General features: G+C 72.1%; 19 protein-coding genes. 11 read left to right on the top strand and 8 right to left on the bottom strand.

Annotated elements, in window-relative coordinates:
- Positions 1-57 precede the first annotated feature (57 nt).
- Together IEZ10_RS08465 and treS are read left to right on the top strand one after the other, a co-directional pair.
- Positions 58-1,725, top strand: coding sequence for an asparagine synthetase B family protein (locus IEZ10_RS08465; protein WP_189245922.1), 1,668 nt, complete (start codon positions 58-60; stop codon positions 1,723-1,725).
- A gap of 420 nt (positions 1,726-2,145) precedes the next feature.
- Entirely contained in the window at positions 2,146-3,834 is a 1,689-nt protein-coding gene (treS, locus tag IEZ10_RS08460; protein WP_189245921.1) for a maltose alpha-D-glucosyltransferase, read from the top strand.
- 150 nt (positions 3,835-3,984) lie between these two features.
- Here the strand turns inward: treS and IEZ10_RS08455 are convergent, their stop codons facing one another.
- From IEZ10_RS08455 to IEZ10_RS08445, 3 genes are all read right to left on the bottom strand, one after another.
- The gene (locus tag IEZ10_RS08455; protein ID WP_189245920.1) at positions 3,985-6,264 is read right to left on the bottom strand and encodes an ABC transporter permease; all 2,280 of its coding nucleotides are present in this window, start codon (positions 6,262-6,264) and stop codon (positions 3,985-3,987) included.
- Positions 6,265-6,353: 89 nt separating this feature from the next.
- Positions 6,354-7,100 (bottom strand): ABC transporter ATP-binding protein, encoded by a 747-nt coding sequence (locus IEZ10_RS08450; RefSeq protein WP_179819249.1) that lies wholly within the window; start codon positions 7,098-7,100, stop codon positions 6,354-6,356.
- Positions 7,097-7,603 carry a PadR family transcriptional regulator gene (locus IEZ10_RS08445; protein ID WP_189245919.1) on the bottom strand — a complete coding sequence of 169 codons (507 nt, stop codon included), beginning with the start codon at positions 7,601-7,603 and terminating at the stop codon, positions 7,097-7,099. The genes IEZ10_RS08450 and IEZ10_RS08445 overlap by 4 nt, the downstream gene beginning before the upstream one ends.
- Positions 7,604-7,734: 131 nt before the next feature.
- Here IEZ10_RS08445 and IEZ10_RS08440 point away from each other — a divergent pair, with 131 nt between their 5' ends.
- The 6 genes from IEZ10_RS08440 (at position 7,735) to IEZ10_RS08415 (ending at position 14,226) form a co-directional block, all read left to right on the top strand.
- The gene (locus IEZ10_RS08440) at positions 7,735-8,994 is read left to right on the top strand and encodes an ABC transporter substrate-binding protein (protein WP_189245918.1); all 1,260 of its coding nucleotides are present in this window, start codon (positions 7,735-7,737) and stop codon (positions 8,992-8,994) included.
- A 124-nt stretch (positions 8,995-9,118) separates the two neighbouring features.
- The gene (locus IEZ10_RS08435) at positions 9,119-10,444 is read left to right on the top strand and encodes an ABC transporter substrate-binding protein (protein WP_189245917.1); all 1,326 of its coding nucleotides are present in this window, start codon (positions 9,119-9,121) and stop codon (positions 10,442-10,444) included.
- A 291-nt stretch (positions 10,445-10,735) separates the two neighbouring features.
- Positions 10,736-12,094: an ABC transporter permease subunit gene (locus tag IEZ10_RS08430; RefSeq protein WP_189246138.1), complete on the top strand. Its 1,359-nt coding sequence runs from the start codon at positions 10,736-10,738 to the stop codon at positions 12,092-12,094.
- Entirely contained in the window at positions 12,091-12,969 is an 879-nt protein-coding gene (locus IEZ10_RS08425) for a carbohydrate ABC transporter permease (protein WP_179819253.1), read from the top strand. The genes IEZ10_RS08430 and IEZ10_RS08425 overlap by 4 nt, the downstream gene beginning before the upstream one ends.
- A gap of 77 nt (positions 12,970-13,046) precedes the next feature.
- On the top strand, positions 13,047-13,724 hold the full coding sequence (locus IEZ10_RS08420) for a uracil-DNA glycosylase (RefSeq protein WP_189245916.1): 678 nt from the start codon (positions 13,047-13,049) through the stop codon (positions 13,722-13,724).
- Between the two features lie 163 nt (positions 13,725-13,887).
- Positions 13,888-14,226, top strand: a complete 339-nt coding sequence (locus tag IEZ10_RS08415) for a hypothetical protein (RefSeq protein WP_189245915.1) — start codon at positions 13,888-13,890, stop codon at positions 14,224-14,226.
- 105 nt (positions 14,227-14,331) lie between these two features.
- On the opposite strand, the gene IEZ10_RS08410 is transcribed toward IEZ10_RS08415, so the two are convergent.
- Positions 14,332-14,721, bottom strand: a complete 390-nt coding sequence (locus IEZ10_RS08410) for a VOC family protein (RefSeq protein WP_189245914.1) — start codon at positions 14,719-14,721, stop codon at positions 14,332-14,334.
- 104 nt (positions 14,722-14,825) lie between these two features.
- Entirely contained in the window at positions 14,826-16,136 is a 1,311-nt protein-coding gene (locus IEZ10_RS08405; RefSeq protein ID WP_189245913.1) for a cryptochrome/photolyase family protein, read from the bottom strand.
- A 221-nt stretch (positions 16,137-16,357) separates the two neighbouring features.
- Between IEZ10_RS08405 and IEZ10_RS08400 the strand changes: the two genes are divergently transcribed.
- From IEZ10_RS08400 to IEZ10_RS08390, 3 genes are all read left to right on the top strand, one after another.
- Positions 16,358-17,362 (top strand): MerR family transcriptional regulator, encoded by a 1,005-nt coding sequence (locus IEZ10_RS08400; protein WP_229811071.1) that lies wholly within the window; start codon positions 16,358-16,360, stop codon positions 17,360-17,362.
- Positions 17,363-17,474: 112 nt separating this feature from the next.
- The gene (locus IEZ10_RS08395; protein ID WP_189245912.1) at positions 17,475-17,996 is read left to right on the top strand and encodes an RNA polymerase sigma factor; all 522 of its coding nucleotides are present in this window, start codon (positions 17,475-17,477) and stop codon (positions 17,994-17,996) included.
- A gap of 44 nt (positions 17,997-18,040) precedes the next feature.
- The gene (locus tag IEZ10_RS08390; protein WP_189245911.1) at positions 18,041-19,012 is read left to right on the top strand and encodes a YbgA family protein; all 972 of its coding nucleotides are present in this window, start codon (positions 18,041-18,043) and stop codon (positions 19,010-19,012) included.
- An 89-nt stretch (positions 19,013-19,101) separates the two neighbouring features.
- Here the strand turns inward: IEZ10_RS08390 and treZ are convergent, their stop codons facing one another.
- From treZ to glgX, 3 genes are read right to left on the bottom strand one after another with little or no spacing between them, the layout of a single operon-like run.
- Positions 19,102-20,805, bottom strand: coding sequence for a malto-oligosyltrehalose trehalohydrolase (treZ, locus tag IEZ10_RS08385; RefSeq protein ID WP_189245910.1), 1,704 nt, complete (start codon positions 20,803-20,805; stop codon positions 19,102-19,104).
- A gap of 52 nt (positions 20,806-20,857) precedes the next feature.
- A complete protein-coding gene (treY, locus tag IEZ10_RS08380; RefSeq protein WP_229811070.1) occupies positions 20,858-23,098 on the bottom strand; it encodes a malto-oligosyltrehalose synthase in 2,241 nt (746 codons plus the stop codon).
- On the bottom strand, positions 23,091-25,196 hold the full coding sequence (gene glgX / locus IEZ10_RS08375; RefSeq protein WP_189245909.1) for a glycogen debranching protein GlgX: 2,106 nt from the start codon (positions 25,194-25,196) through the stop codon (positions 23,091-23,093). Before glgX ends, treY begins: the two co-directional genes overlap by 8 nt.
- Between the last annotated feature and the right edge of the window lie 110 nt (positions 25,197-25,306).

Genomic DNA, 25,306 nt, shown 5'->3' with positions numbered 1-25,306 from the left:
TCCTGAGCCGGGCGAAAGGATACCCTTTACTCAATCGCGACATAGAGGAGTAGCACGGTGCAGTGGCCGACGTTCAATGTGAGGCCGTACGTCTGCGGCGGCATCGGCCACCTCGACGAGGCCGCGCTGGAGACCCTCCGGCAGGCGGGACCGCGGGTGCGGCCCGCGCTGCGCGAGCCGGGAGCGGCCCTGTTCAGCTCCTCGCCGCTGCCGCCGTACCACCGCGGCGAGGGGACGTGGGCGTTCGCCTGGGGTGAGCGCGGGCCGTCGGGGCCCGGCCGGACGCGGTCGTGGATCGGGGTGGCGGAGGAGTTCGAGACGCCCGGCCTGATCGGCGACGACGAGCGGATCGTGCTGCACGCCGGCGGGCTCGGCCTGGTGGACGTCTACTACCTGGCGCTGGACGGCGTGGTCTACTTCTCCTCCCTGCTGGAGCCGCTGCTGTCGCTGACCAGCGGCCCGCACGAGGTCGACTGGGAGGCCTGGGCCGCGATCATCCAGGTCACCTTCCCGCTCCGCGACGACACCCCCTACACCGGCGTCAAGCGGCTGACCGGGTCGGGGGCGCTGGTGCTCGACCGGGCCACCGGCCGGATCGCCACCGAGCGGATGCTGCCCCGCTGGCTGCGCGAGGAGCCGTTCGAGGCGGGCCGCTCGGCCGGGGAGATCCTGGAGATCCTGCACGAGGTCTACAAGGACTTCGAGGACCGGCCGCTGCTGGTGCCGGTCAGCGGCGGCTACGACTCGCGGCTGCTGTGCTCGGTCGCGGTGGCCCGGGGCGCCGACGTGGAGTCGTGGACGACCAGCCCCGACGACGGCACCGACACCGACATCGCCTTCGCCCGCGCCATCACCCGCGAGCTGGGCGTACGGCACCGCGTGATCCCCCAGGACGCCGCCGCCTATCCCGCCGACGCGCTGGACGTCGCCCGGCGTCTTGAGTTCCTCACCCCGCACCACGCCTGGTACGCCCCCTTCGCCCGCGAAGTCCACCGGGCGGGCCGGACCCTGGTGGACGGCCTGGCCGGCGGGCCGCTGCTGAAGAACTTCATGGTCAGCGGGGCCGCGATCACCGCCTCCTCGCAGGCCGAGCGCAAGGCCGCGCTGCTGGGCTCGCTGTCGCTGGGCGCCCCCTCGGTGCCGTTCCTGTCCGAGGCCGCCGCCGAGTGGATCGACTCGGCGGTGCGGACGGCCTTCGCCCAGTCGACCTCGATGCTGAACGGCCACCGGGCCGAGCTGCCCCTCTCCGTGCTGCACACCCGGACGGCCAAGGGCATCGCCCGCTCGGCGGTCAACCTGGTCGGGCCCGAGGTGTCGTTCGCCGCGCCGTTCATGCACCCGGCCTTCTTCGACGCGGCGCTGTCGGTGGGGGTGGCCCGCAAGGACGGCGGGCGCTTCTACCGGGAGCTGCTGCACGCGGCCAACCCGCGCGTCGCGGCGCTGCCCTCCACCAACGTGGTCAAGCAGCCGCTCCAGCGGGTCCCGCTGCGCTCGGCCGCCGCGCCGGCCCGCGAGTACGGCCACCGCATGCTGGCGCGGGTCGCCTCGACGGTGCCCACGCTGCTGTCGGAGCCGCTCCAGGACGTCGTCGCCGCCGGGCCGGACGCCCTGGCGCGGTTCAACGGGTGGAACGACCGGTTCTGGGTGCGCGGCCTGGTGCTCTTCGGGGCCTGGCTCACCGACCGCGAGGAGCGCCTGACCGGCCTCACCCCGCCCTGGGCCTGAGGGACGCCGTTCCGGGCCCGGTCCTCCCGGGGCCGCGCCCCCGGAAAGCCCTTTCCGATCGTCGTCGGCGCGCGCCCGCCGGGTGTCCGTACGCCCAGGTCAGCGCGGCCGTGACCCGCGGCTTTCCGGTAAAGAAACGGTAAGTGTCGTGACGGCTACGCGCGGATGGCGCGATACTCGCGGGGAATCCGCGGAACGAAGCGGGGACCGTCCGATTTCTGGGGGTTCGCCGGGCCCCTCCGGCTGGTAGTCTTCGCGCATAAAGCGCCACAAACGGACGGCACCGAATCACAAATTCGGTCCGACCGGGGCCCGGAGCTCATGGGGATGACGACTCCCGGCCAGCGCGGTCATCACAACATGTTCAGCCGGTAGACCGGCGACATCGTCCTGCCCTTTCTCACCCTGAGCGAGAACACGATGCACGCATCCCCCTCCCCCGAGACCGTGTCCGAGGACTTCGTCTCCTCCGACCCGCAGTGGTACAAGCGCGCGGTCTTCTACGAGGTGCTGGTCCGCGGGTTCAAGGACTCCAACGGCGACGGCACGGGAGACCTCCGGGGTCTCATCGAGAAACTGGACTACCTCCAGTGGCTCGGCGTGGACTGTCTGTGGCTGCTGCCGCTGTACGAGTCACCGCTGCGTGACGGCGGATACGACATCTCCGACTACATGAAGATCCTGCCGGAGTTCGGCGACCTGGCGGACTTCGTGAAGCTCGTCGAGGAGGCCCACCAGCGGGGCCTGCGCATCATCACCGACCTGGTGATGAACCACACCAGCGACAAGCACCCGTGGTTCCAGGCGTCCCGCCACGACCCCACCGGACCCTACGGCGACTTCTACGTCTGGGCCGACGAGCCGACCGGCTACCCCGACGTCCCGATCATCTTCATCGGTGCCGAGGAGTCCAACTGGACCTACGACCCGGTCCGCAAGCAGTACTACTGGCACCGCTTCTTCTCCCACCAGCCGGACCTGAACTACGACAACCCGGCGGTCCAGGAGGCCATGCTGGAGGTGCTGCGGTTCTGGCTGGACCTCGGCATCGACGGCTTCCGCCTCGACGCGGTGCCGTACCTGTTCGAGCGTGAGGGCACGTCCTGCTCCGGCCTGCCGGAGACGCACGCCTACCTGAAGAAGGTCCGCGCCGAGGTGGACCGCCTCTACCCCGACCGGGTGCTGCTCGCCGAGGCCAACGGCTGGCCCGAGGACGTCGTGGAGTACTTCGGCGACCCGACCACCGGCGGCGACGAGTGCCACATGGCGTTCCACTTCCCGCTGATGCCGCGCATCTTCATGGCCGTGCGGCGCGGCAGCCGCGAGCCGATCTCCGAGATCATGTCCCGGACGCCGAAGCTCCCCGAGAAGGCCCAGTGGGGCATCTTCCTGCGCAACCACGACGAGCTGACGCTGGAGACGGTCACCGAGGAAGAGCGCGACTACATGCACGCCGAGTACGCCAAGGACCCGCGCATGCGCGCCTACCTCGGCATCCGGCGCCGTCTCGCCCCGCTGCTGGAGAACGACCGCGACCAGATCGAGCTGTTCACCGCCCTGCTGCTGTCGCTGCCCGGCTCGCCGGTCATGTACTACGGCGACGAGATCGGCATGGGCGACAACATCTGGCTGGAGGACCGCGACGCGGTCCGCACCCCGATGCAGTGGAGCCCCGACCGCAACGCCGGCTTCTCCCAGGCCGACCCGGGCCGGCTGTACCTGCCCACCGTCATGGACCCGATCTACGGCTACCAGGCGATCAACGTCGAGGCCCAGGAGAGGAACCCGGCGTCGCTGCTGCACTTCACCCGCAGGATGCTGGAGATCCGGCGCAACCACCCGGTCTTCGGCACGGGCGTCTACAACGAGCTGTGGTCCGGCAACCCGGCCGTGCTGTCCTTCATCCGCGAGGACGGCGACGACCTGATGCTGTGCGTCAACAACCTCTCGAAGTACCCCCAGCCGGTCGAGCTGGACCTGCGCCGCTTCGAGGGCATGACGCCGGTCGAGGCCCGCGGCTCGGTTCCGTTCCCCCAGATCGGAACCCTGCCCTACCTGCTGACCCTCCCCTCCTACGGCTTCTACTGGTTCTCCCTCACCCGCCCCTGACGGTCCCGTATGGGAGACGGTGCGGTACGGCCCCGCCGTACCGCGCCGTTTTCCGCGTCCGGCGGGCGAAGCGACCGCGCCGTCATGGCCTGAGGCATGACGGCGGGCCGGCGCCGATGGCGCCGGCCCGTGGCCGTCGGGGGCCCGTGGCTATCGGGCCGTGACCGGGACCTGGGCGCGGGCGGCTCTCCTCGCCGGGATGAGGGCGACCAGCAGGGCCGCGCCGACCGCGACGGCCACCGCCACCGTCAGGGTCAGCGGCGAGGGCGCCCGGCCGATGCCCGCGCCGACGCCGCTGGTGTGGCCCTGCAGGTCGACCAGGCCCGTCACCACCGAGGCCCCGGCCGCGGCGCCGGCCACCACGCCCAGCACGACGAGCAGGCCGGTGCCGGTGACCAGCGTGGCGGCCACCTGCCGGGGGGTGAGGCCCATGGCCTTGAGCACCGCCAGGTCCAGCGCGTGGTCCCGCAGGCCCAGGGCGCTGGCGGTCAGCAGGTTCGCCAGGCCCAGCAGCGAGAGCACCACGATCAGCGCGACGATCACCACGCGGATGACCGAGAGCCGCTCGGCCGGGTTGACCACCCGGGCCACCTCCAGCTTCTCGCCGGAGGCGGCCAGCAGCCGGGCCCGGACCGCCGCGGGGTCGGCCCCCGGTTCGAGCACCAGGCTGTAGAACTGCGGCGGCACCGCGTCCTTGGCCGCGAGGGTGTCCATCCCCAGGGAGAGCACCTCGCCGTCCTGGTCGGGCTCCACCACCCGGCCCACGATGTGCACGATCAGCGGCGTGCCGCCGACCGTCATCCGCACCCGGTCGCCGATCTTCACGCCCAGCAGGTCGAGCAGCCCCTGCCCGGCCAGCGCCTCGCCGCGGGCGGCGAACATCCGCCCCTCGGCCACCCGGAAGGGGTACGGCTCGGCCGAGGTGCCCAGCGCCCTGGCCAGGACGGTCCTGGTCTGCTCCGGCTCCAGCGCGGAGACCTCGGCGCCGGGGTAGACGGCCCGCACCTGCGGGTCGGCCGCGGCCAGCCGGGCGGCCTCCTCGGCGGGGAGCTTGTCGGGGTGGACGACCAGCGCCGCCGCCTGCCCGACCCGCTCGGGGTGGCGCAGGAAGTCGTCCAGGGTCGCCCAGCACCCCAGCCCGATGGTGATCATCATCATCGGGACGGCGAGACCGAAGATGCTCAGCAGCGCGGGCGTCCGACGGGTGAAGGCGTCGCGGGTGCCCAGGACGAGCGCGGGCGGCAGCCGTACCAGGAGGGCGAGGCGGGCCATCCGCGACAGGCGGCCCCGGGGCGGCGCGGCGGGCACCGCGGGCAGCGGCGGCGTGCGGCCTCCGCGCCAGGCGGGCAGGGCCGCGGCGACCACGACCACCGCGGCGGTGCCGAGGATGATCAGCAGCAGCGGCAGCGGCGACGGCGGCAGGAGCGGCACCCCGTCCAGCGCGAAGAAGGCGACGAGCTGCCCGCAGACCAGCCCGCAGGCGATGCCGAGCAGGCCGAGCGCGCCGTGCTCCACGGTCAGCAGGCCGAAGATCTGGCCCCGGGTGTAGCCGAGCGACTTGAGGGTGGCGATGTCGCGGGTCTGGGTGAGCACCCGGCCGCCCACCGCGTTGGCGACGGCCAGCGCGGCGGCGACCAGCCCGGTGACGCCGAACAGGGCCAGCAGCAGGCCGAGCAGCCGGTTGTCCAGCTCCATGGCGGCGCGGACCTCACGCCAGGTGGACATGCGCCGGATCTGGTCGTCCAGCAGGGTGACCGCGCCGTGCACGGCCGGGAGGGTGTTCTCGCCGTCCACGAGCCGCAGGCCGGTGACCGACTCGCTGCGGCCGAGCGCCGGCTCGATCCGGGCGAGGGCGGAGGTGAGCGTCCAGGCCAGGCCGGGCGTCCACTCGGGGTAGAAGCCCTGGTCGGCGGTGTCGGCCAGGCCGACCACGGTCAGCGGGTGCGAGGCGCCGTTGAGCGCGGTGACCGGGAAGGACGCGCCGACCCGCAGGCCCAGCGCCTCGGCGAAGGACCGCTCGACGACCACGCCGTCGGCGTCGCCGGGGCGCAGCCACCGCCCCTGCCGGACCAGCGGCGTGGCCACCGCCGGCGGTCTCGCCTCCATCCCGCGCAGCGCCACCGGCGACTTCTTGCCCTCCAGGGTGAGCGTCACCGGCGCGGTGCGGTACGGCCCGGCCACCTCGGCCACGCCCGGCAGGCGGGACAGCGCGGTCACGTCGGGGGCGTTCCCGGTGTGGATCCACACGTGGGCGCCGCGGGACTCGGTGAACAGCCCCCGCCAGGGATTGGTGCCGTCCTCCAGGAGGGTCACCGAGACGATCAGCGCCGTGACGATCCCCGCGACCGCGAGCACCGTCAGCAGCGCCTGCCCCCGCCGGGCCCTCAGGTCGGCGCGGATCCACCGGGCCGACGCCCTGGCCGTGCTCATGCCGGGGATCCCGGGTGGGCGGGGACGACGCGCCGCTCCGGGCGCGCGGGCGGATGGGCCGGCGGCCGGCCGGTCGTGCTCATCGGCGGCTAGCTCCTCAGCTCGACGACGTCGCCCGCGGAGGCGCGGGGGCGGCGCCGTACCGGACCGACGGCTCCGTCGTCGACGATCTGGCCGTCGAGCAGGGAGACCACGCGGTCGGCCAGGCTGGCCACCCGGGCGTCGTGGGTGACCAGGATGATGGTCTGGCCGTCGCGGTGGACCTCGCCGAGCAGGCGCAGGACGTCGCGGGTGTTGCGGCTGTCGAGGTTGCCGGTGGGCTCGTCGGCCAGCAGCAGGCTCGGCCGGTTGGCCAGCGCGCGGGCCAGCGCGACCCGCTGCTGCTCGCCGCCGGCGAGCTGGGCGGGGGCGGCGTCGGCGCGGTCGGCCAGGCCGAGCTCGCCGAGGAGGTACTCCCGGCGCTCGCGGGCCTCGCGCGGGGAGGCTCCGGCCAGCAGCGCGGGCAGCTCGACGTTGTCGGCGACGGTCATGTTGGCGACCAGGTTGAAGAACTGGAAGACGAAACCGATCTTCCTGCGGCGCAGCAGCGCCCAGGCGCTCTCACTCAGCGTGTCGACGCGGGAGCCGTCGAGCCAGATCTCACCGCTGGTCCGGGCGTCCAGGCCGCCGAGCATGTGAACCAGGGTCGACTTGCCCGACCCGGACGGCCCCATGATCGCGACGAACTCCCCCGCCTCGACCTTCAGGTCCACCCCTCGTACGGCGGGCACCGGAACCCCGCCGTCCTGGTAGATCCTGACGAGGTTGACGGTGTTGACGATGGGGGGTGGACTCACGGGAGGTCCTCCTGACAGCGTTCGAGCCAGTCGAGGTCGGCCTGCAGGTGCAGCATGGCCCCCTCTATCAGCAGGAGCGCGACGCGATCCCCCCGGTCGGTCCGCTCGGCCAGTTCGTTGAGGTCGCGCATGAGCGCGAGGTAGTGGCGGCGCTGGCGGTTGATCAGCGCCGTCCGGTCCGCGACGCCGGTCATCGGGGCCAGCACGAGCTTCATGAAGAACTCGTCCCGGACCCGGGGTCCCTCGGTGGGCTCGTCGGCCCACGCGTCGAGGGCTTCCCGGCCCTTGGCGGTGAGATAGTACACCTTCTTGTTCGGCCGGTTGGACTGCTCGACGTCCACCGCCTTCACCAGGCCGTCCTTCTCCAGACGACCCAGTGTCACGTAGATCTGCCCGATGTTCGGCGAGGGGTACGCCCGGCCGAATATCTGCTCAAGCGCCTGTTTGAGCTCGTAGCCGTGGGCAGGTTCCTTCGCGAGGAGCGCCAGCAGCGACAGCCTCACCCCCCACCTCCTCCAGGAGCTCGTTACCTGAGCGTTACGGCACTATCCGTTGACGTCCACATTAACGCTGTGCATAACATGCATGCATCTACCTAACACGTATGTAACCGCACCGAAACGAGGTGGCAATCATGCGCAGGCTGCTCCCGGTCGCGCTCGCCGCGCTGCTGGCGGCGGGATGCTCGGGGGCCGTCACGCAGGAGACGCCGGAACGGTCGAGCGGGACCGGTCCGATCACCTTCGTCACGGGACGGGACACGACCGGGTATCTCCAGCCGCTCCTGGACCGCTGGAACGAGGCCCATCCGGCCGAGCGCGTCACCCTTCTGGAGCTTCCGGAGGCGGCCGACGAGCAGCGCGCCCAGATGGTCGCCAACCTTCAGGCCAAGAGCGAACGTTACGACGTTCTCGGCCTCGACGTGGTCTGGACGGCGGAGTTCGCCGACGCCGGCTGGATCGTGCCGCTCGACCGCGGCATGTTCCCGCTGGGCCGGTTCCTGCCGCCGGTGGTCGACACCGCGGTCTACCGGGGCAAGCTCTGGGCGGTGCCGTACACCAGCAACGCCGGCCTGCTCTACTACCGCAAGGACCTGCTCGCCGAGCAGGGCTTCAAGCCGCCCACGACCTGGGCGGAGCTGCGGGAGCAGGCCAGGACCCTGCACGGGAAGTACGGCGTCGGCGGCTACGCCGGGCAGTTCCTCGCCTACGAGGGGCTGACCGTCAACTTCGCCGAGGCCGTGCAGTCGGCCGGCACCGACATCCTCAGCCCGGACGGCACGCGGGTCGCCATGGACACCGACCGCGCCAAGGCGGGCCTGGACTTCCTGACCGGCGGCGTCCGGGAGGGATGGATCCCGGCCGAGGCCCTCTCCTTCAAGGAGGAGGAGTCGCGGCTGGCGTTCCAGGAGGGCCGCCTGGCCTTCGCCAGGAACTGGCCGCACGCCTACGGCCCGGCCACCGCCTCGGCGGTCGGTGAGAAGTTCGGGGTGACCCGGCTGCCCGGTCTCAACGGCCCCGGCTCCAGCTCGCTGGGCGGGGTCAACCTCGCGGTCAGCGCCTTCTCCAAGCGGCAGAAGTCGGCGGTGGAGTTCATCCGCTACTTCACCGGCCTGGAGAACCAGCGCCGGGTGCTCGCCGACGGCTCGTTCCCGCCCGTGTGGGCCGAGCTGTACGACGACCCCGGCCTGATCAAACGATTCCCCTACCTGCCGGTCCTGAAGCAGAGCATCCTGTCCGCCCGCCCCAGACCGGCGAGCGCCAACTACAACCAGGTGAGCCTGGTGATCGCCAGTGCGGTCTCCAACGCCCTCACGCACCCCCAGGAGGAGGACGACGGCGACATCGTCGCCTCCATGAAAGGCCAGCTCAGCGAGATCATACGGACTCAGTGACCGAGGGTGATCCCCTCGGCGAGTCGTCATCCCCGTTCTCGCGCGGCGCGGCTTCCCCTTCTCCATCACCCCCCGGAAGACCCGGCTCCCCGGGTTCTCCGCCAGCACAGGAGGTCTTCCCAGCATGCGCAAGTCCGTCATCACGATGACCACCGCGGGCCTGGCGCTCGCGCTCGCCGCCTGCGGCGGCCAGAGCGGCGACGCCGCCTCGCCCTCCGCCGCGGCGAGCGGCAGCTCGGCCCCGGCGGCCAAGACCCTCGACGGCGTGAAGATCGAGGTCGCCGCCAAGTGGACGGGCGCCGAGCAGGCCAACTTCGAGCAGGTCCTCAAGGCCTTCGAGGCCAAGACCGGCGCCAAGGTCACCTACGCCTCCACCGGTGAGGACACCGGCGCCTACCTCGGCCCGCGCATCCAGGGCGGCAACCCGCCGGACATCGCGATCCTGCCGCAGCCGGGCCTGCTGCAGCAGTACGCCAAGGACGGCTCGCTCAAGGAGCTCGCCCCCGAGGTGCAGAAGCAGCTCGACGACAACTACACCCCGTACTGGAAGGAGCTGGGCTCCGCCGACGGCAAGGTCTACGGCGTGCTGATGAAGGCGGCGCACAAGTCGCTGGTCTGGTACCGCGACCAGGCCTTCCAGGACGCCGGCGCGCAGCCGCCCACCAACTGGGACGAGTTCGTCAAGACCGCCCAGACGATCGCCGACTCCGGCACCCCGCCGTTCGCCCTGTGCGGCGCCTCCGGCTGGACCCTGACCGACCTGTTCGAGAACGTCTACCTGTCCAGCGCGGGCCCGGAGAACTACACCAAGCTCTCCAAGCACGAGATCCCCTGGACCGACCCCTCGGTCACCACCGCGCTGGAGAAGATCGGCCAGCTCGTCGGCAAGAAGGAGTTCCTGCTCGGCGACACCTCCGGCGCCCTGCAGACCGACTTCCCCACCTGCGTCACCCAGGTCTACGGCCAGGACAAGGCGGCGATGGTCATCGAGGCCGACTTCGTCGGCACCACCGCCGAGGAGTCCAAGGCCAAGGTGGGCGAGGAGGCGAAGTACTTCCCGTTCCCCAAGGCCGGTGACACCGAGCCGGTCGTGCTGGGCGGCGACATCGCGGTGGTGATGAAGGAGTCCAAGGGCGCGATGGCGCTGATGGAGTTCCTCGCCTCCAAGGAGGGCGGCGAGGTCTGGGCCAAGCTCCCCGGCTACCTGTCGCCCAACCGCAACGTCTCGCCCGACAACTACCCCTCCGAGCTGACCAAGAAGCTCGCCCAGACGATCGTCTCGGCCGGTGAGGCCGTCCGCTACGACATGTCCGACCTCGCGCCCAGCGCCTTCGGCGGCACCGACGGCAAGGGCGAGTGGAAGCTCCTGCAGGACTTCGTCCGCGACCCCTCCAAGATCAAGGACATCCAGGAGAAGCTCGAGGCCGAGGCCAAGAAGGCCTGGAAGTAGAGGAGAGCGGCCGTGACCGAACGGTTGGACGGCCCGCGGGCCCCGCGCGGCGGCGGCGACGCCGCCCGCGGGTCCTCTCCCGGACCGGATGACGCAGCCGGCTCCCCCGCCGGCCCACACGAGGACTCCCCCTCCCCGGCGGACGCCGGGACCACCGCCGGAACCGGCGGCGCCACCGGGACCGCCGGTGACGCGGCCGAGGCCACCGGCCCCGGCACCGGCGCGGACGGGGATGTCCACCCCGCCCTCGCCGACGTGACCCCCGCCACCTCCGCCGACCCCGCCGAGCGGATGACGCCGGCCGTCGAGCCGGAGATCGCCACCGCCGGGCCGGCCGCGCCCGGGGCGGTGCGCGGCCCCTCCCGGCTGGGACCGTCGCCGACGCTGGCGATCCTGTTCCTGCTGCCGGGCGTGGTGCTGCTCGGCGCGATGGTGATCTACCCGATCATCTACTCGATCTTCCGCAGCCTCTACGACAGCACCGGGAACGCCTTCGTCGGGCTGGAGAACTACGGGGCGATCTTCTCCGACTCCGGCACCCTCACCACGATCAGGAACAACCTGATCTGGGTCGTGGTGGCCCCCGCCATGGTGACCGTGATCGGCCTGATCTTCGCGGTGCTGACCGAGCGGATCCGCTGGGCGACCGCGTTCAAGCTGATCGTCTTCATGCCGATGGCCGTCTCCCTGATGGCCTCCGGCGTCATCTTCCGGCTCGTGTACGAGCAGGCCCCCGACCGGGGCGTGGCCAACGCCGTGATCACCTCGGTCCAGGGCGTCTTCGGCAGCCACAACGGCTTCCCCGACGCCCGGCCCCGGGAGAACGACCAGGCGCCCATCGCCGCCCAGCAGGGCGCGGTGGTGACCAAGCAGCCCGCGCAGCCCGGCAAGGCCGTGCTGGTCCCGCTGGTGGGCGTGAAGCCCGCCGACCTCGCCACGGCCTCCACGGCCAAGGCGGCGCCGCAGGCCGGGCCCGGCGAGCTGGCCGGCACCGTCTGGGTGGACTTCACCCAGGGCGGCGGCGGACGGCTCAACGAGGTCGACCCCACCGAGAAGGCCCTTGCGGGGCTGACGGTCGAGGCGGTGCAGAACGGCCAGGTCAAGGCCACCGCCACCACCGGCGCCGACGGCACCTTCCGCCTCACCGGGCTGTCCGCGGGCGACTACGTCGTACGGCTGCCGCAGTCGAACTTCGAGGCGGCATTCGGCGGGGTCTCCTGGCTCGGCCCGACGCTGATCACCCCGGCCATCATCGGGGCCTTCATCTGGGTGTGGGCCGGGTTCTCCATGGTGCTGATCGCGGCGGGCCTGTCGGCCATCCCGCGTGACGCGCTGGAGGCGGCCCGCATCGACGGCGCCACGGAGTGGCAGGTGTTCCGCAAGATCACCGTGCCGCTGCTGTCGCCGGTGCTGCTCGTCGTGTTCGTCACGATGATCATCAACACCCTGAAGGTCTTCGACCTGGTCTTCGTCATCGCGCCGGGATCGGTGCAGCCACAGGCCAACGTGATCGCGCTGGAGATGTGGCGGGTCGCCTTCGGCGGCGGCAACAACCAGGGTCTGGGCAGCGCGCTGGCGATCTTCCTGCTGATCCTCGTCCTGCCGTTCATGATCATCAACATCCGCCGGTTCAGGAGGGACAACCAGTGACAACCTCCACCATCGCCGGGGCCCCGCGGCGCGGCGTCCTCAGCCGGGTCACGGACCGGATCGGCGGCGGCGTGATCCAGGCCCTGATGGTCCTGATCGGCGTCTTCTGGCTGGTCCCCACCCTCGGCCTGTTCGTGGTCTCGATCCGCGAGGAGGCGGCCAACAACTCCACCGGCTGGTGGACCGCGTTCACCAAGCCGGCCGAGTTCACCCTGAAGAGCTACGGCGACCTGCTGGCCACCGGGTTCACCTCGTCGTTCTGGAACACCGTGGCCATCACGGTGCCCGCCACGATCCTGGTGATCGGCATCGCGGCCATGGCGGCCTACGCGTTCGCCTGGATGGACTTCCCCGGCCGGGACCCGCTGTTCCTCGTGGTCGTCGGCCTGCTGGTGGTGCCGATCCAGATCGCGCTGATCCCGATCGCGAAGCTCTACGGCGCTCTCGGGATCTTCGGCTCCATCGCCGGCGTGGTGCTCTTCCACGTCGCGTTCGGGCTCCCCTTCGCCATCTTCCTGCTCCGCAACTTCTTCGTGGGCATCCCCGCCTCGCTGCTGGAGGCCGCGCGGATGGACGGCGCGAGCGAGTGGCGCATCTTCTCGACCGTGGTGTTCCCGCTGGCCAAGCCCGCGATCGCGTCGCTGGGGATCTTCCAGTTCCTCTGGGTCTGGAACGACCTGCTCGTCGCGCTGGTGTTCGCCGACTCCGACAACCAGCCGATGACCAAGGCCCTGCAGTCGCAGATGCGGCAGTTCGGCACCAACATCGACATCCTGGCGCCGGGCGCCTTCCTCTCCCTGATCATCCCGCTGGTGCTCTTCTTCGCCTTCCAGCGGTACTTCGTCCAGGGAATGATGGCCGGCTCGGTGAAGTAAGGGGGCAGGTCCGGTACGGCTTGCCCGGTTTTCCCGGGCGAGCCGTACCGGACCTCAAAGGTCGATAGGGTTTCCCCATGTCCGCACGCCCTTTGAACGAAGTCGTGGAAGCCGGGTGGGCCAAGGCCCTGGAGCCGGTGGCCGGCAAGATCGCCGAGATGGGCGACTTCCTCCGGAAGGAGGTCGCCGAGGGCAGGCAGTACCTCCCCTCCGGCCCCAACGTCCTCCGCGCCTTCCAGCAGCCCTTCGACCAGGTGAAGGTGCTGATCGTCGGCCAGGATCCCTACCCCACGCCGGGCCACCCGATCGGCCTGAGCTTCTCCGTGGCCGCCGACGTGCGCCCGATCCCGGCCAGCCTGCGCAACATCTACAAGGAGCTGACCGAGGACCTCGGGCTGCCCATGCCGAGCAACGGCGACCTGACCCCCTGGGCCGAGCACGGCGTGCTGCTGCTCAACAGGGTCCTCACCGTCATGCCGGGCAAGCCGGCCTCGCACCGGGGCAAGGGCTGGGAGGAGGTCACCGAGCAGGCCATCCGGGCGCTCGCCGAACGCGGCAAGCCGCTGGTGGCGATCCTGTGGGGACGCGACGCCCGCAACCTGCAGCCGATGCTGCGTCCCTACCCGGCCGTCGAGTCGGCCCACCCGAGCCCGCTGTCGGCCCGCAACGGCTTCTTCGGCTCCCGCCCGTTCAGCCGCGCCAACCACCTGCTGGAGGAGCAGGGCGCCGACCCGGTCGACTGGCGGCTCCCCTAGGCTCCACCGCGGACCCCCGGCCGGATGACCGCGGCGGGCGGGCCGATCCGCGAGCACAGCACCCGGATCCGCGGGTCCCGTCCCGCGGATCATCCCCTTCCCGGCCTCCGTGTCCCACCTCCCGGGTCGGCCCGGCCCGCCGGGGGCACTAAGATTTACCACCATGAGTGATGAATCGGACACCGAACGTTATCTTCGCCTCACGGTCGAACTGACCGTGGAGGTGAACGACCTGGGCGCGCTCCAGGCCGCCGCGCTGAAGGAGATCAACCACCCCGAGGCCGACCTCGACGACGCCGAGCGCCGGGAGCAGGCGGAGCTGGTCTCCGCCGACGACAGCGGGGCGACCGCGCTGCAGTGGCTCATCGAGCCGGACCACGTGCTCGGCCTGATCGAGCACATCGAGTCGATCGAGCCCCGCGAGGCCGTGCTGGGCGTCGAGCCCTCCGAGGGCCCCGCGGAGGAGGACGAGGACGGCGAGCACGACCACCACCACCACTAGGCCCTGTTCCGTGGATCGTCCCGCCCGCCGAGGTCGCCGGGGGCCCCTCGCCGCGGCCGGGGCCCGCGGAACGGCACCCGGGCGCCGCGGAACGCCCCGCGGGACCTAGGCGAAGCCGTCCCCGAAGGCCCAGAGCTGGCCCTCCAGGTCGAAGGCCAGGTAGGCCCTGGCGCCGTCGGGGGTGGCTTCGATCTCCGTCACGATCTCCGCGCCCCGGCCCGCCGCCCGCTCGTAGTGGGCGTCGAGATCGTCCACCACCACGAACACGCCCTGGCTGACCGCGGGCAGGTCCAGGGCGCTGCGCAGGTACGGTTCGCTGTCGCGGACCGGGGCCAGCACGACCACCGCGTCCCCGAGCGCGAGCCGGGTGTGTCCGGGCCCCCCGCCGCCGGGCGGGGCGGCCAGCGGGCGGAACCCGAAGACCTCACCCAGCCACGCCACGGCCGCCGGGGCGTCCTCGTAGCGAAGGAACGGGACCACGCGGGGCGTCGACATGCCGGCCTCCATCGAGCCGCTCGGGACGTGCGCTGCCTTCACGCCGAGCTTGTCACCGCCGGGCGGCCCCGTCAGCCCCACCGGCCGATCCGGCGCCCGGCCGGTCAGGCCGGGGACACAAGGGGCGGCGGATAGCCACGGACCCCCGACGGCAGGCGCCAGGGTTCGTGGAGCGTCTTCGGCGGGACGTTCCGGAGCTCGGGCACGTAGCGGCGGACGTACTCCCCGTCCGGGTCGAACCGCCGGGCCTGCCGTACCGGGTTGACGGTCCGGTTGGGCCGGGTGTCGTTGCCGGTCCCGGCGACCCACTGCCAGTTGCCGTAGTTGTTCGCCACGTCGCCGTCGAGCAGGAGGCCGAAGAAGTGGTCGGCGCCCGCCCGCCAGTCGACCCGCAGCCGTTTGACCAGGAACCACGAGGTCAGCAGCCGGGCGCGGTTGTGCATCCAGCCCTCCTCCAGGAGCTGCCGCATCCCGGCGTCCACGATCGGCAGCCCGGTCCGGCCCTCCTTCCACGCCCGGAGGGCCTCGGCGTCGTCGTTCCACGTCAGCCCGCGCGGCCGGTAGTCGGCGCGGTTGATGGCCGGGAAGGCCATCGTCACCTGGTGGAAGAAGTCGCGCCAGCAGAGCTGCCTGACGAAGTCGTCGCCGTCCTCGGCCAGGGACGCGAGCTCCAGGGGCGACAGGCAGCCGAAGCGCAGATAGGGGCTGAACTTGGAGGTGCGGTTGCCGGCCAGGTCGTCGTGACCGGCGGCGTAGTCGGCCACGCAGTACTTCAGCCACTGCCGCATGCGCCGGCGCGCCACCGTCTCGCCGCCCCGGAACAGCTCGTGCGGCCGGTGCGGATGGCCGGGCGGCGGGACGCCGGGATCCAGTCCCTCGGGGAGGGTCACCCTGGCCGGGGCGGGAAGGACCTCGCGGCGGGAGTGGGTCTGCCAGGCCCGCCAGTAGGGGGTGAAGACCCGGTAGTGATCCCCTCCCCCGGAGGGGGTGACCGCGCCCGGCGGCACGACCGTCACCCCGGGGAAGGCCCGGAACCCCATCCGGTGCCGCTCGCACTCCTCGGCCAGGCGGCGCTCCCTGCGCCGCGCGAGGGCGCTGACGTCGGCGCTGACGTGGACGGCCTCGACGACCCCGGTGGATCCGCCGTCGGCCCCGCCGGTGATCTCCCGGGCCAGCCGGACGGTCTCGGCCACCGGATCGCCCCGGCGGACGACGAGGTCGCCGCCCCGCTCCCGGAGCGACCGGCGCAGGTCGGCGAGGGACTCCGCCAGGAACCCGGACCGGCGGCCGGCGGGCACGGAGGGGTCCAGCACGAAGAGAGGGACGACCCGGCGGGCCTCCGCGCACGCGGCGGCGAGCGCCGGGTGGTCGTGCACCCTCAGGTCGCGGTTGAGCAAGACGATGACGGTGTCCATCGACGATGACTTCGCGTGACCGGCCGGGAGCGGTTGCACCGGCCGGCCACGCGGCGGGAGCGGTTGCACCGGCCGTGGGCCGCGCCGGCCGCCTCCTCCGGAGCGTCCTGCATCCGCCCAGGTGGGCCGTACGAAGGAGTAGTCGTGGACGGGCGCCCCGCACCGGAGGCGTCGCACTGCTGGCAAGCTGGTGCAAGGCGATGACCGGGGAGGGATTCGGGGTGACGACGAGAATGGACGAACCGGGCCGGCCGGTCCCCGAGGACGAGCCGGGGTACGGCATCGGCGCGGTCGCGCGCCGGCTCGGCGTGCCCGCGCCCACGCTGCGCACCTGGAACCTCCGGTACGGCATCGGGCCCAGCCGCCGCAGCCCGGGGGGGCACCGCCGCTACGACGCCGACGACCTGCGCCGCCTTGAGGAGATGAACCGCCTCATCAAGCTCGGCGTCCCGGCGGCCGACGCGGCGCGGGAGGTCCTCAGGTCCGGGGCCGCCCGGCGGGAGGCCCCCTCCGACGGGCTGCCGCGTCCAGACCCCGGCCTGGGCGCCGCCGTCTCCACCACCCAGGGCGACCCCGTCCTGGGACGGATCGTCCCGGCCGCGCCGGGGGCGGGGGCGCGGATCCCGACCGTGGCGATGCTGGCGCGGGCCGCGGTGGCGCTGGACAGCTCGACCGTGGCCGAGTGGATCGGCGCCGCACTGGAGCGGCACGGGGTGGTGTGGACCTGGGAGAAGCTGGTGCTCCCGGTCTTCGAGACGATCTGCCACCGCCAGGCCGAGACCGGCGCGAGCGTCGAGGTCGAGCACCTGTTCTCCGACCGGGTGCTGGCCGCGCTGACCCGGCTCGTCCTGCGCCCCGCCCGGCCGGTCAACGACCGCCCGGTGCTGCTGGCCTGCGCCGCCGAGGAGCAGCACAGCCTGCCGGTCTACGCCCTGGCGGCGGAGCTGGCCACGGTGCACCGCCTGGAGACCCGGGTGCTGGGGGCCCGGACCCCGTATCCGGCCCTGGCCGACGCGATGCGGCGGCTGAGCCCGGCGGTGGTCTTCGTCTGGTCGCAGCGGTCCGAGACCGGCGACCCGGCGCCGCTCGGTTCGCTGCCCACGCTGCGTCCGGCGAGCCGGATCGTCGCGGGCGGCCCGGGCTGGCGGGAGGGGTTGCCGCCGTCGGCCGCCCTCGTCACGTCCTTCCCGGAGGCGGTCACCCGGATCCGCGAAGCGGTCCGCTGAACCCGATCCACCGACCCTGCCCGCCGCTCTGACCGGCGGGTTCATTTGCGCTTCCGGAAGCCGGCGGGTATGAATAAGTTTTGAATAGGTTTCCAGGGTAAGTGAGGCCACCATGACAGACACCCTGAACGTCCGGCTCGCGCAGGGCGACGACGCGGCGCTGGCCGAGTGCCTCACCGCGCACGGCGCGCTCATCCGCTCCTACCTGCGGCGTTTCATCCCTCCGCAGGACATCGAGGACGTGCAGCAGATCGTGTTCGCCGAGGTGTGGCGCTCACGGCACCGCTTCGACCCCGAGCGCAACCTGCCGGCCTGGCTGATCGGCATCGCCCACAACCGGGCCGTCGACCACCTGCGGGCGCGGACCCTGCAGACGGTGCCGCTGGACGTGGTCGCCGACCCGCCCGGCGCGGACGGCCGGGCCGACGGCGACGGGGTGGCCGCCCGCGACGAACTGCGGCGGGCGCTGGCCGAACTGCCCGCACCCCAGCGTGAGGCCATCGAGCTGGCGTACTACGGCGAACTGACCCAGCGGGAGATCGCCGAGAGGCTGAGCGTGCCGCTCGGCACGATCAAGGCCCGTACGGCGCGCGGCCTGCGCCGCCTGTCGGACATCCTCGTCCCGGCGGCATGACCCGCCCTCGGGACGACACGGACCGGGGGGACACCATGGATGACATGGGCGAGTGGAACGACACGGAACGGCAGCCCCGGCCGCGGGTGGCGGTGTCGAGCTGCCTGCTGGGCGACCCGGTGCGCTTCAACGGCGGGCACAGCCGCGACCGCTTCGTCAGCGGGGAGCTGGACCCGTACGTCGACTGGGTGCGCGTCTGCCCCGAGATGGAGATCGGCCTCGGAGCGCCGCGCGAATCGCTGCGCCTGGAGCGCTCGGCCGACGGCCCCCGCCTGGTCACCAGGAAGACCGGGACGGACCTGACCGGCCGGATGAACGCGCTGGCCGCCGAGCGGGCGCTCACCCTGGACGTGGACGGCTACGTCTTCAAGGCCAGGAGCCCCAGCTGCGGCATCCACGGCATCCCGATCTACGCGGGCGACAGGGTCGTGGACCGCGGAGCCATGGGCGTCTTCGCGGCCCGCGTCATGGACGCCCACCCGCTGCTGCCGGTCGAGGACGAGGGCCGGCTGAACGACGCCCTGCTCCGCGAGACGTTCGTGGAGCGGATCTTCGCGTACGCCCGGCTGCGCGCGCTGCTGGAGAGCGACTGGCGCCCGCGCGACCTGATCGCCTTCCACTCCCGGCACAAGATGCAGCTGCTCGCCCACGACCCGGCCTCCTACCACCGGGCGGGGCAGGTGGTGTCCCGGGCGGGAACGGCCTCCCGGAACGAGCTGGCCGCCGCCTACGCCCACGCCTTCCGCACGGCCCTCACCCACAAGGCGAGCATCGGGCGCAACGTCAACGTCCTCCAGCACTGCATGGGGATGATGAAGGACCACCTGGACGAGACCCGCCGGGCCGACCTGGCGGAGGTGATCGACTCCTACCGCGCCGGGGAGGTGGCGCTCAGCGTTCCGGCGACCCTGCTGCGCCACCACGCGCGCGGCGAGGCCGCCGAGTACGTCCGCGACCAGACCTACTTCGCGCCCTACCCCCGGGCGCTGCGGCTGCGCAACCACGTCCCGGCCTGACCGCCGCACCGGCCCGCCGCCCGGCCGCGTCCGACCAGACCCCGGACGCGCCGGGCGGCGTCATGACCGGCGCCCCGGCCCCCGGACGGTCAGCCGGCCTTGACGATCGCCAGGGAGCGCGGCGGCAGGAACAGCTCCTCACCCTCGGCGGTGACCTTCGGGTCGGAGGCCAGCAGCACCTGACCTGGTGCGAGCCGTACGGTGAGCGCGACCTGGCCGAGGTTGGCCGCGACCTGGCACGGCCCCCGGTGGACGACCAGCCAGCCGTCGCCGTGGTCCACCCGGACCCGGTCCAGCCGGGGGTCCGACAGCTCCGGATGCGCCTTGCGCAGCGCGATCAGCGCCCGGTACCAGTCGAGGTGCGCCCGGTGGGCGTCCCGGTCCAGCTCGCTCCAGTCGAGCTTGGAGCGCAGGAACGTCGTCTCCTCACCCGGGTCGGGGGCCCGCTCCGCCCAGTCGTCGTAGCCGAAGCCGACGAACTCCCGGCGCCGCCGGTCGGCCTCCCCCTCCCGCAGGTGCGGCTCGACATGGTCGGTGAAGAACAGGAACGGCGTGCTCGCGCCCCACTCCTCACCCATGAACAGCATCGGGGTGAACGGCGAGGTCAGCAGCAGCCCGGCGGCCAGCCGCAGCGCCTCGGCCGGCATCCGGTCGCCCTCGGCGCGGTTGCCGATCTGGTCGTGGTTCTGCGCCGCGCAGACGAACCGGTGCCCCGGGACGTGCCGCGCCGGGCGGCCGTGCGAGCGGCCCCGGAAGGACGAAAAAGTGCCGTCGTGGAGATAGGCGCAGGTCAGCACCTTGGGCAGCGCCCCGGCGAAGTCGTCGTAGTAGCCGTGCCGTTCCCCGGTCACCGCCACGTGCAGGGCGTGGTGGACGTCGTCGTTCCAGGCGGCGGCCAGGCCGTACCCGCCGGCCTCACGCGGGGTCATCAGCCGGGGGTCGTTGAGGTCGGACTCGGCGATGAGCGTCAGCGGCCTGCCCACGGCCGCCGACAGCGCGTCCACCTCGGCCGACAGCTCCTCCAGGAAGTGGACCGCCCTCCTGTCGTGCAGCGCGTGCACGGCGTCCAGCCGCAGGCCGTCGACGTGGTAGTCGCGCAGCCACTGCAACGCGTTCTCGATGAAGTAGCGGCGCACCTCGTCGGAGCCGGGGCCGTCCAGGTTGACCGCCTGCCCCCAGAAGGAGGCGGCGCTGTCGTGGAAATAGGGGCCGAACGGCGCCAGGAAGTTCCCCGACGGGCCGAGGTGGTTGTAGACGACGTCGAGGATCACCCCGAGGCCCCGCAGGTGGCAGGCGTCCACGAACCGCTTGAGCCCGTCCGGACCGCCGTAGTCGTCGGTGACGGCCCACAGGTCCACCCCGTCGTAGCCCCAGTTGCGCGTCCCCGGCACCGGCGGCACCGGCATGAGCTCCACGAAGTCGACCCCCAGCTCGACGAGGTGGTCGAGCCTGCCGGCCGCCGCGTCGAAGGTCCCGGCGGGGGTGAAGGCGCCGACGTGCAGCTCGTAGATCACCGAGCCGGGCAGGCTCCGCCCCCGCCACAGGTCGTCGTTCCAGGCGAACCGGTCGTGGTCGTACACCCGGCTCGGGCCGAAGATCCCCTCGGGCTGCCAGCGGCTGCGCGGGTCCGGCATCGGGTCGCCGCCGTCGACGCTGAACCGGTAGTCGGTGCCGTGGCCGGCCCCGACCACCTCCGCGGTCCACCAGCCGCCGCCCGCGGCGTCCATCGAGTGGCGGACATCCCCGATCACCACGTCCACCGCCGTCGCCGCGGGGGCCCAGACCTCGAACACGCCGTTCACTCCCTCTCCGGAACCTCGGGCGCCCGCACTTCGGACACGCCGTTCACTCCCTCTCCAGCAGCGCCACCGGCCGGGTCGCGAGCAGGTGGCCGAGCGAGATCCGCCCGGTGTGCCGTACGCCGGACAGCAGGTCGCGCCACGAGCCGGGCGGCAGATCGACCATCTCGTCCCCCCAGCCGCCGCGCCGCTCCAGGCCGACCGGGAGCCGGGTGACGACGGCCACGGCGCGGTCGCCGCGGGCGAAGGCCACGGCGTGCTCCCCGGCCTCCATCGGGACGTACGGCAGCGCGGGGTCCAGCCGCCGGCGCAGGTTCAGCGCCTCGCGGGTGACGGCCAGCTTGGCGGCGTCCCAGTCCGAGGCCCCCTCCGCCTCCCCGGCCAGCATCCGGCGGCGCAGCGCGAAGTCGACCGGGCGGCGGTTGTCCGGGTCCACCAGGGAGAAGTCGGTGATCTCGTTGCCCCAGTAGACGTCGGGCACGCCGGGCAGCATGAGCTGGACGAGCTTCTGGCCGAGAGAGTTGGACCGGGCGTGGGGCTCGATCCGGGCGGCGAACCGCGCGACGGACTCGCCGCACTCCTCGATCGCCCGGTGGACGAAGTCGCGCAGGCCCTCCTCGTAGGCCGGGTCGGGCGTGGCCCAGGAGATCGCGGTCTTGGCCTCCCTGGCCGCCTTGAACAGGTACTCGAAGAACCTCTCCTCGCTGATCGGCCAGGCCGCCATGAGGTTCTGCCAGGCCAGGTGGTCGAGCGACGGGTCGAAGGAGACCCGGCCCGACCAGTCCGCGACCGCCGCCGCCCACTCCTCGGGGATCTCCGACAGCACGGCCAGCCGGGCGCGGACGTCCTCGGAGCGCTTGGTGTCGTGCGTGGACAGCGTCGTCATCGTGCCGGGCCGGAGCTCCCGGCAGAAGTCGTGGAAGGCGGCGACGGTCCCGCCGAACCGGTCGGGCTCACCGCCCACCTCGTTCAGGCAGGACAGCGGGTACCACCGGTACAGCGCGGTGTCCTCCACCCCCTTGGCCATCACCGGCCCGCAGAGCTGCTGGAAGCGCACGACCGCCTCCGGCGGGCCGTTGAGGACCTTCCCGACGACCTCCTCCACCGGCGCGCCCTCGGGCAGATGGGCCGCGGCGATCTTCCCGGCCTCCTCGACGATCGCGGCGGAGGCGGCCGGGACGGGCTCCCCGGGCACCACGTAGGCCCGGTAGACCGGCATCGCGACCAGCAGCTCCACCAGCGTCTCGCGGTCCGCGCCGAGCAGCGCGTTCAGGCGGTCCACCTCGGCGCGGAAGAACAGGTCGATGACGTGCCGCTTGGACCGCCTGACCACCTCGGCGTAGTCGCGCGGCACGCCGGTGCGGGCGGTGAACAGCTCGGTCAGCGGCTCGGCCCCGGCCGGATCGACGAACAGCCCGGTGATCCGGTTGAGCACGTCGTAGCCGGTGGTGCCGTCGCAGTCCCAGTCGGCGGGCAGCCGCTCCTCCCCCACCAGGATCTTCTCGGCGACCGTCCACACCCCCGACTCGCGGCGCAGCCGCGCCAGGTAGCCGCGCGGGTCGGCCAGCCCGTCGGGGTGGTCCACCCGCAGCCCCTGGACGAGGCCCTCGCGCACCAGGCCGAGGATCACCTCGTGCGTGGCCTCGAACACCTCGGGGTCCTCCACCCGCAGCCCGATCAGCGAGGAGACGTCGAAGAACCGCCGGTAGCCGGGGCCCTGGCGCCAGTCGACCAGCCGGTAGTGGGTGTCGGGCAGCGGGAAGACGTGGTCGTGGTAGCGCAGCACGTCGCCGTCGGGGGCCGGCTCGACGTCGTCGCCGATCACGGGCATCGCGACCCTGCCGTCGCTCCAGTCGATGTCGAACCACCGCCCGTACGGCGAGGCCCGCCCCTCCTTGAGCACCGACCACAGCGCCGGGTTGCCCGACTCCGGGACCGGGACCGTCATGTGGTTGGGCACGATGTCCACCACGACGCCGATGCCGTGCCCGGCCAGCGTCGCCGCCATCGCCCGCAGCCCGTCGATCCCGCCGAACTCCTCGCGGATCCTGGAGTGGTCGGTCACGTCGTAGCCGTGCCGCGAGGGCGGGTCGGCCTGCAGGATCGGCGACAGGTAGACGTGATCGACCCCCAGGTCCCGCAGGTAGGGGGCCAGGGCGGCCACGTCGGCGAAGCCGAAGTCGGGGGTGAGCTGGATCCGGTAGGTGGAGCGGGGGGCCGCGGGCCCGGCCACGGCGGGCCCGGGCGCGACGGACGCGGTCGCGGAGGAGACGGTGGGGTCAGACACGGCGCAGCACCCTCACCGACCGTCCGGTCACCGGCACCTCTTCCCCGGCCCGGCAGATCCGGGTGTCCACCGTGATCGGCATGGCCGTGTCGATCTCTGTCATCCACATCTCCCCGTAGTCCTTGGGAATGGTGAACCCGATGACATCGTGATGGGCGTTGAACAGCAGCAGGAACGAGTCGTCCCTGATCCGCCGCCCCCGCCGGTCGGGCTCGGTGATGGCGTCGCCGTTCAGGAAGACCGCCAGCGACCTGGCGTATCCCACGTTCCAGTCGGCGTCGGTCATCTTCTCGCCCAGCGGGGTGAACCACTCGATGTCGCTGAGGCTGTCGCCCGAGCCGCGCACCGGCCGGCCGTAGAAGAAGCGGCGGCGGCGGAACACCGGGTGGCCGGCGCGGAGCCTGGCCAGCTTCTGGGTGAACTCCAGCAGCAGCCAGTTCTCCCGGACGTCCGACCAGTCGACCCAGCTCAGATCGTTGTCCTGGCAGTAGACGTTGTTGTTGCCCCGCTGCGTGCGCCCCAGCTCGTCCCCGTGGGAGATCATCGGCACGCCCTGGGACAGGAACAGCGTGGTCAGGAAGTTGCGCTTCTGCTGCTCGCGCAGCGACTCGACGTCCAGCGAGGCCGGCCCCTCCGCGCCGCAGTTCCACGACCGGTTGTCGTCGGTGCCGTCGCGGTTGTGCTCGCCGTTGGCCTCGTTGTGCTTGCCGTTGTAGGACACCAGGTCCTGCAGGGTGAACCCGTCGTGGCAGGTCACAAAGTTGATCGAGGCGGCCGGGCGGCGGCTGTCGTCCTGGTAGAGGTCGCTGGAGCCGGTCAGCCGGGAGGCGAACTCCGGCAGCGCGGCCGGCTCGCCCCGCCACAGGTCGCGGATCGTGTCACGGTAGCGGCCGTTCCACTCGGTCCACCGGGCCGGGAAGTTGCCGACCTGGTAGCCGCCCGGCCCGACGTCCCACGGCTCGGCGATCAGCTTGACCCGCGACAGCACCGGGTCCTGCTGCACCAGGTCGAAGAAGGCGCTCAGCCGGTCCACCTCGTGCAGCTCGCGCGCCAGGGTCGCGGCCAGGTCGAACCGGAACCCGTCCACGTGCATCTCGGTGACCCAGTAGCGCAGCGAGTCCATGATCATCTGCAGTGCGTGCGGGGACCGCATGAACAGGCTGTTGCCGGTGCCCGTGGTGTCCATGTAGTAGCGCTTGTCGTCGTCGACGAGCCGGTAGTAGGCGGCGTTGTCGATGCCGCGCATGCTCAGCGTCGGACCCAGGTGGTTGCCCTCGGCGGTGTGGTTGTAGACCACGTCGAGGATCACCTCGATGTTCGCCGCGTGCAGCGCCTTGACCATGGCCTTGAACTCCATCACCTGGCCGCCGCGCTGGCCGGTGCTGGAGTAGGCGTTGTGCGGGGCGAAGAACCCGATGGTGTTGTAGCCCCAGTAGTTCGTCAGGCCCCGGTCCATCAGGATGTGGTCGGTGACGAACTGGTGCACCGGCATGAGCTCCAGCGCCGTCACGCCCAGCCCGGTGAGGTGGTCGATGATCTCCGGGTGGCCGAGGGCCGCGTACGTGCCCCGGATCCGCTCCGGGATCTTCGGGTGGTTGATCGTCAGGCCCTTGACGTGCGCCTCGTAGATCACCGTGTCGTGGTACGGCGTCGCCGGCGGCCGGTCGTGGCCCCACCCGAAGAAGGGGTTGATGACGACCGACTTCGGCATGAACGGCGCCGAGTCCGCGTCGTTGCGGCTGTCGGGCTGGCCGAAGCGGTAGCCGTAGACCGCCTCGTCCCACTTCACGTCCCCGTCGATCGCCTTGGCGTACGGGTCGAGCAGGAGCTTGGCGGGGTTGCACCGTTGCCCGTTCGCCGGGTCGTAGGGCCCGTGGACGCGGTAGCCGTACCGCTGCCCGGGAGAGACGCCCGGCAGGTACCCGTGCCAGACATGCCCCTCGACCTCGGTGAGGGCGACCCGGGTCTCCTCGCCGTCGTCGTCGAACAGGCACAGCTCGACGCGCTCGGCGACCTCGGTGAAGAGCGCGAAGTTGGTCCCCGCGCCGTCGTATGTGGCCCCCAGGGGGTACGGGTCCCCCGGCCAGATCTCAATCATCACACCGCCCCTTCAGCGGTGGGAAGACATGCCCTGTCTTCCCCAGGTCATGCACGCATTTCCCACCCTTGTCACTTTGAAGTGCGCCGCGCGCGGCGTCCAAGGCTCCT

Origin of the sequence: Streptosporangium pseudovulgare (genome assembly GCF_014648055.1) — a bacterium.
GTDB classification, from domain to species: domain Bacteria; phylum Actinomycetota; class Actinomycetes; order Streptosporangiales; family Streptosporangiaceae; genus Streptosporangium; species Streptosporangium pseudovulgare.
This window is presented reverse-complemented; position numbering and strand designations above follow the sequence as displayed.